This window comes from Bacillus sp. J41TS8 (assembly GCF_018333035.1).
Classification (GTDB): Bacteria; Bacillota; Bacilli; order Bacillales; family Bacillaceae; genus Bacillus; species Bacillus paralicheniformis.
In genome coordinates this window covers 139275-151722 of record NZ_BORF01000012.1, presented here as the reverse complement: position 1 = coordinate 151722, position 12448 = coordinate 139275, and the positions used below count along the sequence as shown (strand labels likewise).

The 12448-nt window shown below is 44.2% G+C and carries 15 protein-coding genes and 1 pseudogene; 13 read left to right on the top strand and 3 right to left on the bottom strand.

What is annotated here, in order from left to right; all coding sequences use genetic code 11:
• Nucleotides 1-29 precede the first annotated feature (29 nt).
• From noc to KI350_RS16570, 5 genes are all read left to right on the top strand, one after another.
• Nucleotides 30-881: a nucleoid occlusion protein gene (noc, locus tag KI350_RS16590; RefSeq protein WP_023856799.1), complete on the top strand. Its 852-nt coding sequence runs from the start codon at nt 30-32 to the stop codon at nt 879-881.
• Between the two features lie 55 nt (nt 882-936).
• Nucleotides 937-1794, top strand: coding sequence for an RNA polymerase sigma-70 factor (locus KI350_RS16585; RefSeq protein ID WP_020453649.1), 858 nt, complete (start codon nt 937-939; stop codon nt 1792-1794).
• Nucleotides 1795-1860: 66 nt separating this feature from the next.
• On the top strand, nt 1861-2304 hold the full coding sequence (locus KI350_RS16580; RefSeq protein WP_023856800.1) for a carboxymuconolactone decarboxylase family protein: 444 nt from the start codon (nt 1861-1863) through the stop codon (nt 2302-2304).
• Nucleotides 2305-2545: 241 nt separating this feature from the next.
• Nucleotides 2546-3307 carry a sporulation initiation inhibitor protein Soj gene (gene soj, locus KI350_RS16575; protein WP_020453647.1) on the top strand — a complete coding sequence of 254 codons (762 nt, stop codon included), beginning with the start codon at nt 2546-2548 and terminating at the stop codon, nt 3305-3307.
• A complete protein-coding gene (locus KI350_RS16570) occupies nt 3300-4148 on the top strand; it encodes a ParB/RepB/Spo0J family partition protein (RefSeq protein WP_020453646.1) in 849 nt (282 codons plus the stop codon). The genes soj and KI350_RS16570 overlap by 8 nt, the downstream gene beginning before the upstream one ends.
• 36 nt (nt 4149-4184) lie before the next feature.
• Here KI350_RS16570 and yyaC read toward each other — a convergent pair whose 3' ends face one another.
• A complete protein-coding gene (yyaC, locus tag KI350_RS16565) occupies nt 4185-4802 on the bottom strand; it encodes a spore protease YyaC (protein WP_020453645.1) in 618 nt (205 codons plus the stop codon).
• Between the two features lie 303 nt (nt 4803-5105).
• Here yyaC and KI350_RS16560 point away from each other — a divergent pair, with 303 nt between their 5' ends.
• From KI350_RS16560 to rpsR, 6 genes are all read left to right on the top strand, one after another.
• Nucleotides 5106-6119 (top strand): YkvI family membrane protein, encoded by a 1014-nt coding sequence (locus KI350_RS16560; RefSeq protein WP_023856802.1) that lies wholly within the window; start codon nt 5106-5108, stop codon nt 6117-6119.
• An 87-nt stretch (nt 6120-6206) separates the two neighbouring features.
• Nucleotides 6207-6413 carry a DUF951 domain-containing protein gene (locus KI350_RS16555; RefSeq protein ID WP_011201785.1) on the top strand — a complete coding sequence of 69 codons (207 nt, stop codon included), beginning with the start codon at nt 6207-6209 and terminating at the stop codon, nt 6411-6413.
• Nucleotides 6414-6593: 180 nt separating this feature from the next.
• On the top strand, nt 6594-7694 hold the full coding sequence (gene ychF, locus KI350_RS16550; protein ID WP_026580414.1) for a redox-regulated ATPase YchF: 1101 nt from the start codon (nt 6594-6596) through the stop codon (nt 7692-7694).
• A gap of 113 nt (nt 7695-7807) precedes the next feature.
• Nucleotides 7808-8095 carry a 30S ribosomal protein S6 gene (rpsF, locus tag KI350_RS16545; RefSeq protein ID WP_020453642.1) on the top strand — a complete coding sequence of 96 codons (288 nt, stop codon included), beginning with the start codon at nt 7808-7810 and terminating at the stop codon, nt 8093-8095.
• A gap of 46 nt (nt 8096-8141) precedes the next feature.
• Nucleotides 8142-8654 (top strand): single-stranded DNA-binding protein SsbA, encoded by a 513-nt coding sequence (gene ssbA / locus KI350_RS16540; RefSeq protein WP_003178024.1) that lies wholly within the window; start codon nt 8142-8144, stop codon nt 8652-8654.
• 51 nt (nt 8655-8705) lie between these two features.
• Complete coding sequence (rpsR, locus tag KI350_RS16535; protein WP_003178022.1) at nt 8706-8945, top strand: 30S ribosomal protein S18; 240 nt, start codon at nt 8706-8708, stop codon at nt 8943-8945.
• A gap of 79 nt (nt 8946-9024) precedes the next feature.
• Here rpsR and KI350_RS16530 read toward each other — a convergent pair whose 3' ends face one another.
• On the bottom strand, nt 9025-10326 hold the full coding sequence (locus KI350_RS16530) for an MFS transporter (RefSeq protein ID WP_143261216.1): 1302 nt from the start codon (nt 10324-10326) through the stop codon (nt 9025-9027).
• Nucleotides 10327-10540: 214 nt separating this feature from the next.
• Here KI350_RS16530 and KI350_RS16525 point away from each other — a divergent pair.
• A pseudogene (locus KI350_RS16525) lies at nt 10541-11296 on the top strand (SulP family inorganic anion transporter); the annotation flags it as partial.
• Nucleotides 11297-11439: 143 nt separating this feature from the next.
• Nucleotides 11440-11859: a universal stress protein gene (locus tag KI350_RS16520; RefSeq protein ID WP_020453638.1), complete on the top strand. Its 420-nt coding sequence runs from the start codon at nt 11440-11442 to the stop codon at nt 11857-11859.
• 42 nt (nt 11860-11901) lie between these two features.
• Here the strand turns inward: KI350_RS16520 and KI350_RS16515 are convergent, their stop codons facing one another.
• A complete protein-coding gene (locus KI350_RS16515; protein WP_023856805.1) occupies nt 11902-12378 on the bottom strand; it encodes a spore coat protein in 477 nt (158 codons plus the stop codon).
• Between the last annotated feature and the right edge of the window lie 70 nt (nt 12379-12448).

The following is a 12448-nucleotide window of genomic DNA, read 5'->3' as shown; positions in this document are numbered from 1 at the left end:
ATGGCAGTGTTTAAAGGTGGTGTAGGTACATGAAGCATTCATTCTCTCGTCTCTTCGGACTTGGCGACAAGGAAGAAGAAGCAGAGATTGCTGAACATGATACGAATAAAGAAGAAATTCAAGAGATTCCAGTAGGCGATATAATTCCTAACCGTTTTCAGCCGCGCACCATTTTCTCAGAAGAAAAAATTAAAGAATTAGCTGCAACCATTCATACACACGGCATTATCCAGCCGATTGTCGTCAGAAAAACAGAGCGGGAAGGCCAATATGAACTCATAGCCGGAGAGCGGCGCTGGCGGGCGGTTCAAACGCTCGATTGGGAGAAGGTTCCCGCTATTATTAAGGATTTTTCAGATACGGAGACCGCTTCCGTCGCTCTTATCGAAAACCTTCAGAGGGAAGAATTATCTTCGATTGAAGAAGCGCATGCTTATGCAAGGCTTTTAGAGCTTCACGATTTGACGCAGGAAGCCCTTGCACAAAGGCTTGGAAAGGGCCAGTCAACAATCGCCAATAAGCTCAGACTGTTGAAGCTTCCGGAAGAGGTGCAGGAAGCGATCTTGAAAAAAGAAATTTCAGAGCGCCACGCAAGAGCGCTCATACCGTTGAAACAGCCCGACCTTCAGGTCAAGCTGTTACATGAAGTCATTGAAAAGAATTTAAATGTAAAGCAAACCGAAGACCGTGTCGTCAAAATGCTTGAGCAGGATAAACGCAAGCCGAAACCAAAGAGAAAAGCGTACAGCAGAGACGCAAGAATCGCGATGAATACGATTCGCCAGTCCTTATCAATGGTGGAAGACAGCGGCGTCAAACTGAATACGGAAGAAGAGGAATTTGAAGAATATATTCAGTTTACGATCAAGATACCGAAATAAAAGCTCCCTATAGAGCTTTTATTTTTTTAGGCAAAATATCTATGGGGGAGCATCTATGGAATATTATCGACAATATCATTCATTGCTTTTTTCAATTGCTTACCGTATGCTCGGTTCTTTGCAAGATGCAGAGGATATCGTCCAGGAATTGTTCGCAGACCTACAGGAAAAAGATATCAGTCAAATTGACCATATTCAAGCATATTTGACGAAATCTATCACAAACCGCTGCATAAATGAACTGCAGTCTGCCCGCAAGAAGCGAGAGGTATATATCGGGGAATGGCTTCCGGAACCGCAGGTGGCACTTTCAGCTCAAAGTCCGGCGGAATACGTTGAAGAAAAAGAAAAGGTTTCCTACGCTTTTCTGGTAGTTATGAGCCGATTAAATCCTGTGGAAAGAGCCGTTTTGTTGTTTAGAGAAGTATTTGGATATCACTATAAGGAAATATCGTCCATAATCGGGAAGTCTGAAGCGAACTGCCGTAAAATCCACAGCCGGCTGAAACAGAAGCTAAATGGGGATATTTCGGTATTATCACAGCCGGTCGAAGAACAGCAACTGGCCCGGCTTTTTATCGAATCAGCGAAAACCGGTGACTTTGAGGAGTTTTCCAAAACATTGATTGAAGATGCCGTATTGTATACAGATGGCGGCGGAAAAGTACGCAGCGCGTTGAGACCGATCTATGGAAAGAGCCGCATTTATGCTTTTTTTACGGGAGTTGTTTCAAAGGGAAGCTTTTCCGGTCGCTTTATGCCTGTCGATATCAATGGCCAAAAGGGCGTTTTGATCATGAAAAACAACCGTCCGGCTTACGCTGTTTGCTTTGCTTGGAACCCGGAAGGCGATTCCGTCAAAAATGTGTTTATCGTGTCAAACCCCGATAAACTGAAGAACATTAAAATATAACGTTTTCTGTCACAAACGTCGTTCCTCACTTGTTATATAAGTGAAACACTTAAAGGAGGAATAGACATGGAAACGAGATTTCTAATGGAAAAAGTAAACCCTAAGGGCTACAGAGGAATGCTGGAGCTTGAAAAAGCGCAGGCTTCCTCAAACATTGATCCCATTTTAAAGGAACTGATCAAAATCCGGGCTTCACAGCTGAACGGATGTGCTTTCTGCTTAAATATGCATACGAAAGATGCAAGGCAGAACGGTGAGACGGAACAGCGGATATATGCGCTCAATGCATGGCGGGAAGCGCCTTTTTTCACGGAAAAAGAGCGGGCGGTATTGGCGCTGACTGAAGCCGTTACGCGAATCGGCGAGCACGGGCTGCCGGATGAAGTATACAACGAAGTCAGGACCCATTTTACAGAAGCTGAAACAGCCGAACTGATCATGGCAGCCATCACAATAAATGCCTGGAACAGAATTGCCATCGCTACCCGGAAAATGCCCGCAGCAGATTGATTGAAATCCCCCTAAGACAGGGGGATTTTTTATATTAATATAATAATAAAACTATCTTTCATTTCACTTGAATATCTCTTCTCTTTTTTCTGAGATAAAAAAATGGTTTCTTTATGTCGAAAAATAGAAAAAACGGATCTCTTTGAAAAAACAAAAATTCAAAAAAAGCAAACGGCCGATTCTTTTTTTGTTAAAATAGAGAAATGAGAGAAACTTGTTCAATGTGAAAGTAGGTGACATTGTGGGGAAAATTATTGCGATCACAAACCAAAAAGGTGGCGTTGGTAAAACGACAACCTCTGTTAACCTGGGAGCTTGTTTAGCTTACATCGGGAAAAGGGTTTTGTTAGTCGACATAGACCCGCAAGGAAACGCAACAAGCGGTATCGGCGTTGAAAAGGCTGATGTTGATCAATGTGTGTACGATATATTAGTAGATGATGCAGATGTAAAAGATGTCATCAAAACAACATCCGTAGAAAACTTGGATGTCATTCCTGCAACGATTCAGCTTGCGGGGGCGGAAATTGAACTCGTTCCGACCATTTCCCGTGAAGTCCGGCTGAAAAGGGCTTTGGAATCTGTTAAACAAAACTATGATTTCATGATTATTGACTGTCCGCCGTCATTAGGGCTGCTTACAATCAATGCGCTTACGGCGTCCGATTCCGTCGTGATTCCGGTTCAGTGCGAATATTATGCGCTGGAAGGGCTGAGCCAGCTGCTCAACTCGGTCCGGCTCGTACAAAAACATTTAAATACGGATCTGATGATAGACGGTGTATTGCTGACAATGCTTGATGCAAGAACGAATTTAGGCATACAGGTCATCGAAGAAGTGAAAAAGTACTTCCGCGATAAAGTATACCAAACCGTTATCCCACGGAATGTCCGGCTCAGTGAAGCGCCGAGCCATGGAAAGCCGATCATTTTATATGATCCGCGTTCCAGAGGAGCGGAAGTCTATTTAGAATTAGCAAAGGAAGTGGCTGCGAATGCCTAAAGGTCTCGGAAAAGGGATTAATGCATTGTTTTCAAATGTTGATTTATCCGAAGAAACGGTTGAGGAAATTAAGCTGCAAGACTTGCGGCCCAATCCTTATCAGCCAAGAAAAACGTTTGATGACCAATCGTTAAAAGATTTGAAGGAGTCCATTTTGCAACACGGTGTTTTGCAGCCCATCATCGTCAGAAAGTCAATTAAAGGCTATGATATTGTAGCCGGAGAACGCCGCTACCGGGCTGCTGAAAAAGCCGGATTGGAAACCATTCCTGCGATTGTGCGCGAGCTGTCGGAATCCCTGATGATGGAGATTGCCCTATTGGAAAATCTTCAACGAGAAGACCTGTCTCCGCTTGAGGAAGCAAAAGCCTATGAATCTTTGCTCAAACATCTCGATATGACCCAGGAACAGCTGGCAAAAAGGCTTGGAAAAAGCAGGCCTCACATCGCCAACCACTTACGGCTGCTGACACTACCTGAAGACGTTCAAAAGTTAATCGACAACGGCACGTTATCGATGGGCCATGGCCGAACATTGCTTGGATTGAAAAACAAGAAAAAGCTTGAGCCGCTTGTTCAAAAGGTCGTGTCCGAACAGCTGAACGTTCGCCAGCTTGAAAAGTTAATTCAACAGTTGAATGCTGATGTTCCACGTGAAACAAAGAAGCCGAAACAAGTAAAAGATGCAGTAATCAAAGAACGAGAGTCGTACTTGCGAAACTATTTTGGAACACCGGTGACCATTAAAAAGCAAAAGAAAAAAGGCAGAATCGAAATCGAATTTTACTCAAATGAAGACTTGGAGCGTATTCTCGAATTGCTGGCCCAAGAAGACGCATAAGCTTAAAAACCATCTGATCATGTACAGATGGTTTTTTTATGACATCCTTCCGGTCATTTTTTGAATTGGTGACACATGGCGCCGCTGCCACCCGGCTTTCTCCAGATGCGACAGCCCGTCAGCAAGCACATTTGCCATGCTCATGACAAGGTTGAGCCTTGTATTTTGCAGGACAAAATACTCCATAAAGCCGCTGACATTGACAATTCCGTTAATATGCACGTGGCCGACTTCAGGCAAGCTTTTCTGAACGCCTGCTCCCGGCTTCAAAGGTCCTTTGCCGATTTGAAAAGATCCCACGCTTTTGGTTCGTCCAAGACAGGCATCGATCGCGATTATAAATGGATTTTGATGCTGCTGATGAATATGATCAATCTTTTCATTTAAGTTTACGGCGTGAACCGGGTCGGCAAGTGTTCCATAGACATGAAAACGTGTCAGCTGTTTTGCGGAGAGTTTCATTCCTACGAGGGGACCGAGCGAATCTCCGGTGGAGCGGTCTGTACCGATGCAAACGATCACGATGGGCCGGTCTTCGGCTTCCTTTAAATAGACGGAAAGAACTTTCTCTATTTGTTTCACAGCTAGCGGATCCGAATGAGAAATATATTCATTTATTGGTTCTTGAGAAAAAATTCCGCCTTTTCGATTCATAGGCTTCACATCCTTGTCATCATGGTAACAGCAGTGCCTTGGTGTATTTTTCGAGTATGAATGGTTGTTTACAGTATATCCAGCTGTCTCTTTTTTTATGCTTTGGATGAAACGATTTGGTCAGCCGAAAAAAATACTTTACTAAAAGAAGATATGATAATTTACTTTATTATATTGATATAATTTATTCATTTGAATGAGAAAAGTCGAAAGGAGTTTCATGAATTTTTATAGAGGACCGGCAATATAGTGTCATGAGCGGAGAAACAAGCTTAAAAACTATATTGCTGGGGTGAGCAAATCGTGTGGAGAGCCGGGATGAAGTGGATGCTTCTTATTTTAGGAAGCTTAATAGGTGCGGGATATGCGTCCGGCCAGGAAATATGGCAGTTTTTTGGTGATGAAAGCGGACTGGCTATCCTGTTGTTTACGATCATGTTCAGCCTGTCAACCTATATTGTGATGAAGATCAGCTACGAACAAAAATCAGAGCATTTTCTGCCTGTGCTCGAAACATTAATCGGTCCGCTGCTGGCTAAAGTATACGATGTGTTGATTATCCTGTATTTGTTTACGACGACGATTGTGATGATTGCAGGAGGCGGGGTAACGCTGCAAATCTTCCATATCCCGTTTTGGACGGGCGTCATCTTATTTTGTTTATGCACAGGGTTGTTGTTTTTCTGGGGGCTTAATGGCATATTGTCCGTTAACAGCTACTTAATCCCGATTTTGGTGGCTGGGCTGTTGTATGCGCTGATTTCTTTTCAAACCGCTCATCATCAGCCGTGGCTGCTCAATTTGACTCATCAATACAACTGGCCTGCCGGGATCGCATTCACTTCGCTGAACATATTATCTGTTGTCGCTGTATTGTCTGCGGTCGGCAAAGAGATGAAGGGAGTCGGAGAAGCGAAGATTGCCAGCATATTAAGCGGCCTGGTGTTTGGCGCTATTTCATACATGTACAATGAGACCCTTGTAGAGCTTGCCGGTGAACTGGCCCATTATGAAATTCCTTTATTCGCGGTTTTGGAGGGCGCGCCTTTTCCGATTTTTATTTTTATGACGGCTGTTCTTTGCGTCGCGATCTACACAACGACGATCTCAAGCATTCTCGGGCTGTCCAGCCGCTTTCTGTCACTTGTGAACTGGCCGAGATGGGTAATCGTCCTCCTGCTCCTGTCGATCATGGTGCCTTTTACATCAATCGGCTTTTCAAATTTAATCGCTTTTTTATATCCAATTTACGGGTTATTAAATTTGTATTTATTGGTAAATATTTTACTTTATCCAATTTTAAGTAAATGGAAATAAATATATTTATGGTTATGAAGAATTGCTCTTTCGCTGTGGTTTTTTGTACAATAAGATCACAACAAGGAAGCAAAGAGGTGAACGATGTTGGCCGATAAAGAATTTGGCCTGAATGACGTGGTCGAAATGAAAAAGCCGCATCCTTGCGGGACGAACCGCTGGAAGATCATTCGGATGGGAATGGATATCCGGATTAAGTGCGAAGGCTGTTCACACAGTGTCATGATCCCGCGTAAAGAGTTTCAAAGAAAGCTGAAAAAGATATTAGTTAAGCATGAGGAGTCCGAATCTTAATCTTAGCGGACCCCCCTCATGCTTTTTTTTCGATCTCAACGAAAAATGAATTTCCACCTAGTTTGTATGAGTGAAAAGCAAGTTTTGTCAGCTTGTCTTTTACTGTAATCATCCTTATAATTGTTGCAGGTTTAACATTTACGACTACACATGGATGTTCATTATAGAGGAGATGAAACAATGGCTTTAACAGCTGGGATTGTTGGTTTGCCTAACGTTGGGAAATCAACCTTATTTAATGCAATTACTCAGGCCGGGGCAGAATCGGCCAACTACCCGTTTTGTACGATTGATCCAAACGTCGGAATCGTAGAGGTTCCTGATGAGCGTCTGCAAAAGCTGACAGAACTCGTCAATCCGAAGAAGACGGTCCCTACCGCATTTGAATTCACCGATATCGCCGGCATTGTAAAAGGAGCATCAAAAGGAGAAGGGCTCGGAAACAAGTTCCTGTCCCACATCCGCCAAGTGGACGCAATCTGCCATGTTGTCCGCTGTTTTGCCGACGACAATATCACGCACGTGTCCGGGAAAGTAGACCCGATTTCGGATATCGAGACGATCAACCTTGAGCTGATACTGGCTGACCTTGAAACCGTTGAGAAGCGGATCGGCCGGGTCGGAAAGATGGCCAAGCAAAAAGACAAAGAAGCCGTGTTTGAATTTGAGATTTTGACAAAGTTAAAAGAGGCATTTGAACAGGAAAAGCCGGCCCGTTCTGTCGAGTTCTCGGAAGAGCAGCAAAAGGTGTTGAAGCAGCTTCATCTGCTGACGACAAAACCTGTCTTATATGTAGCGAATGTCAGCGAGGATGAAGTGGCTGATCCTTCAGGAAACGAGTACGTCCAGAAGGTCCGGGAATTTGCTGCTGCTGAAAACGCGGAAGTCATCGTCGTCTGCGCCAAAATTGAGTCCGAAATCGCAGAGCTTGAAGGCGAAGAGAAGGCGATGTTCCTTGAAGAACTCGGCATCGAAGAATCCGGTCTGGATCAGCTGATTAAAGCGTCTTACTCCCTCCTTGGACTAGCCACTTATTTTACAGCGGGAGAACAGGAAGTCAGAGCCTGGACATTTAAAAAAGGAATGAAAGCCCCTGAATGTGCGGGCATCATCCATACAGACTTTGAACGCGGATTTATCCGTGCGGAAACGGTCGCTTACGACGATCTGCTGGAGGCGGGAAGCATGGCCTCAGCAAAAGAGGCCGGAAAAGTCCGCCTTGAAGGGAAAGAATACATTGTGAAAGACGGCGATGTCATTCATTTCCGTTTTAATGTATAACGCGGTTGAAATAGGACAAGAGCTTTGATATAATATAAAATTGTGAGTAATAGGATTATTGCTCCTTGCCCAATATAATGGGCCGCTTAGTCCAAAAGGAGGTGCAAATACAAATGAGAAAGTACGAAATCATGTACATCATCCGCCCAGACGTTGATGAAGAGTCTAAAAAGGCTGTTGTTGAGCGTTTTAACAACATTTTAACAACTAACGGTGCGGAGGTCACTGAAACAAAAGATTGGGGAAAACGCCGTCTTGCGTACGAAATCAACGATTTCCGCGACGGATTCTACCAAATCTTAAACGTTCAAGCTGGAGCTGAAGCAGTTCAAGAATTTGACCGTTTAGCTAAAATCAGTGATGACATCATTCGCCACATCGTGGTTAAAGAAGAAGAATAAACAGAATTGAATTATATACTCTAAAGCAAAAGGATGGTCTCTCAATATGCTTAACCGAGTTGTTTTAGTCGGCAGACTGACAAAGGACCCAGAGCTTCGTTATACTCCAAGCGGTGCAGCTGTTGCCACCTTTACGCTTGCTGTCAATCGTACGTTTACGAATCAGCAGGGTGAACGTGAAGCTGATTTCATCAACTGTGTTGTCTGGAGAAGACAAGCCGAAAACGTTGCGAATTTCCTTAAAAAGGGAAGTCTTGCGGGTGTAGATGGACGTTTGCAAACGCGCAGCTATGAAAATCAGCAAGGACAGCGTGTATACGTTACGGAAGTTCAAGCTGAAAGTGTTCAATTTCTGGAGCCTAAAGGCGGCGGTTCTGGTTCAGGCGGTTACAGCGGAGGCCAGGGAGGCCAACACTTTGGCGGCGGACAGAATGAACCGGCTCCATTCGGCGGCAGTCAAAACAATCAGAATCGCAATCAAGGCAACAGCTTCAATGACGATCCATTCGCAAACGATGGAAAGCCGATTGACATCTCTGATGACGACTTGCCATTTTAATGGATGACGGACGAATAAAACAAAACCAGAATAGAAAGGAGGGAAATAACGATGGCAGGAGGACGCAGAGGCGGTCGTGCGAAACGCCGTAAAGTGTGTTATTTCACTTCTAACGGCATTACGCACATCGACTACAAAGATGTAGATCTTCTTAGAAAATTTATCTCTGAGCGCGGTAAAATCTTACCACGCCGTGTAACAGGAACAAGCGCGAAATACCAACGTAAATTGACTGTTGCAATCAAACGCGCTCGTCAAATGGCTTTACTTCCATACGTAGCAGGCGAGTAAGCCGATAAAAGGAACAAGACCCAATACGGTCTTGTTCTTTTTTTTTATTCATCAAAAACCGGGTCGTTTCCTGCAGCATTCAGGTTTCCTGCTTACCAATCTGTATCCGTTTGATGTCGCCGAGGACTGCAAGGTAGAACACGAGTCCAAGAAGTAATACAAACCCGGCTACTAAAAAGCTGAGCGTAAATGAACCGGTCACATCGACCAGATAACCCGTTAAAGAAACCGCGATAATCCCTCCGAATAAGTTATTTGCCAAATTGACCATTGAGCTAAGCAGAGAGATGGAGCCAGCCGGTGCAATATCAGCTGATATCGACCAGCCGACGGGCGCAGTCGCAGATATTCCGGCTAAGCCGACGGAAATGCAGATGATCGCGATCGTGATGTTGTGCGTGAAGACAGCCCCCAAAAAGGCAAATCCAAGGCTCATGCCGATTGCGATAATGGTCTGGTATACTTTTGTATTCGAATGCCCCTTTTGAATTAAAAAATCGACGAGCCATCCGCCCACAACGATTCCGGAAATCGTCGATATCAGCCAGGGAACCGCAGTAAACAGCCCCGATGACATAATATCCATTCCGTATGTTTCTTTAAAGAAAGTCGGGAGCCAGGTTAAGAGCAGGTTGAATGTATAGCCATAACCCGTGAATCCGATCATCAGCCCCCATGCTTTGCGGTTTGCAAGCATTGCTTTTAAAGCAATGAGCGTCCGTTCCGTGATGTCTTCCTCTGATACGGCATTATGCTTTTGAATGTAATGGAGCTCCTCTTTTGAGATTCGTTTGTGCCGATCGGGTTGTTCATAGTACATCCAGAAAAATACGGTAAATAGTACATTGATGATTCCAATCGTTAAAAAAGCGGCTCGCCAGTCAAATGTCGTGACTAAAAAGGCAACGAGAGGCGCACCGATGACATTTGCGAACTTGGCCGCTGAGTCGAACAGGGAATTGGCAAGACCGCGCTCATTTTGCGGAAACCATAAGGCCGTGGCTTTGGAAGCGGCAGGAAATGCTGAAGCACTCGTCAGCCCGATTAAAAATCTGACAATATAAAGAAGCAATTTCCCCTGTAAAAAAGCCAATATAATGGTTAGAAAACTCCATACGGTCATTCCGACCCTTGTTACCAAGGCAACGCCGTACTTGTCCAAGAGACTCCCGACCGGAATCTGCATCAGCGTGTATGAATAGGTATAGATGGAAAAGACAATGCCTAATTGGGTTGCCGTCAATTGAAAGGAATCCTGTATCGCAGGAGCCGCGACTGAAATAGCAACACGGTCAAAGTAATTTAAAATGATCATGCTGCTTAATAAAGAAGAAATATACCATCTTGTATGCCCCGGTCGTTTTTCCAGCTCTTGCGCCATATTGAAACCTCCTCTAATGATTAGATTGGACTCTTTTCAAAATTACATTCTTAATTTCTTCGTGTTCATTTCCACGGGATTGCGGGGAGTAAACGGCCGCGGAAAAAAAACCATATAGACATTTTGATACAGGTCTGCTAAAGTGAAACATGTTAAAAACAGATGGCTTCTATGAGAGTTAGAAGCAAATGATTACGAACGAGGTGTTGAATCTTTGAATGTTAAACAATTAAATAGCGAATGGTTTTCTAATGTACGGGGGGATATCCTTTCGGGTATCGTCGTAGCGCTTGCTCTCATTCCTGAAGCCATAGCGTTTTCCATCATTGCGGGTGTAGACCCGATGGTCGGTTTGTACGCATCTTTTTGTATTGCTGTTGTCATTTCCTTTACGGGCGGCCGTCCGGCGATGATATCAGCCGCGACCGGGGCGATGGCTCTTTTGATGGGATCTTTGGTCAGGGATCACGGGCTTGATTATTTATTTGCTGCTACGATTTTAACGGGAATCATCCAATTGATATTTGGGGTGCTGAAGATTGAGCGCTTTATGAAATTTATTCCGCGGTCGGTTATGGTAGGTTTCGTAAATGCGCTCGCCATTTTAATCTTTATGGCGCAGGTTCCTCATTTTGTTGGAGTTTCGAATATGACGTATGTTGTGGTCGGGATTACGTTGTTGATTATCTATGTTCTTCCCCGCTTTACAAAAGCCGTTCCATCTGCACTTGTTGCTATTATTGCGATGACTGCATTTGCTATTTTTGGCCATTTTGATTTGCGCACTGTCGGTGATTTGGGAGAAATAAAGCAATCATTGCCTGCTTTTATGATCCCCAATATTCCTTTCAATTTTGAGACGTTGGCCATTATTTTTCCAACAGCCTTTGCGCTTTCCATCGTCGGCTTGCTTGAGTCATTATTAACCTCTTCTATTGTTGATGATATGACGGATACGGAAAGCGATAAAGTCGTTTTGAAAATGAAAGATCAGGGAATAGACGTTGACTTAATTGGTTTAAATGAGTCCAGCTGGAAGCTGGTCGAAAAACTGGCAACTTATGATCAGCCTCATCGTTCAGTGTCAAATCACTAAGAAACGGGTGATGAAGGGTGTATAGAAATATATTGCTGGCTGCTGACGGCTCAAAGCATTCTGAAAGAGCGGCCGATCATGCGATTCATTTGGCTTCCATGTCAAAGCAGGCGGTCGTTGACGTTATTTATGTATTGGATTATGCGAAAGCAAAACATGAAGTTCTGCATAGCGAAAACCGTGCAGAACTCGAACGTGAACGGCGCAGCAGGCTGCTGTCGATAGAAAATAAATTAAAACAATCGGCCGTTCCCTATCAAATGACGATGCAGCACGGGGAGCCGGGCCCGACGATAGTATCGTACGCCAACCATCATGATGTTGATATCGTGATTATCGGAAGCAGGGGGCTGAACACTTTGCAGGAAATGGTGCTGGGAAGTGTCAGCCATAAAGTGGCGAAAAGAGTGAAGTGTCCGGTTTTAATTGTAAAATAGCCTAAAACAGAGCCAGTAAGGATCCTATCCTTGCTGGCTTGTTTATCTCATCGATATCGCTTTTTGCGCGTGCATGGCGTCGCCTTTTAGCAGGTCAACGAGATTATAGGCGGGATATAAGCCTTTTTGGTACATAAAATAAAAAATTTGCTCATGCAATTTAATAGCCGCATTGATTTGTTTAACAAACACTCTCCTGAGTTCAGGCGTCGCCGTTTCCGTGATCGCAATCGCATAGTTTCGAACGGTCGTTTTCGCCAATACCAACAGATCACCCGCATCAAAGTACAGGTCGGCCCGTTCTTCCTCCCGATGAAATGCCGGGGTTTTTGGCAAAAAGGGAAGAAGCTCCCTTAAATTTTGCTCCAATGCCTTCGCTGAAACACTGTAAAGCTGTCTTAACTGAGGATCGCTGATTTTTTTCATGCTTTTTTTGATCTTGACCAATCCGACAGACTGGGCCGCGATCAGTTCATGCAACTCCATCGTTTCATGCCAAGCCAATGTTTTTGTTGTCATGCAGATTCTCCTTTATTGCTTTTTCTTAGTCAGCATATGCCCATTGCCGTCAAAAGGTTAATAGAAGAAT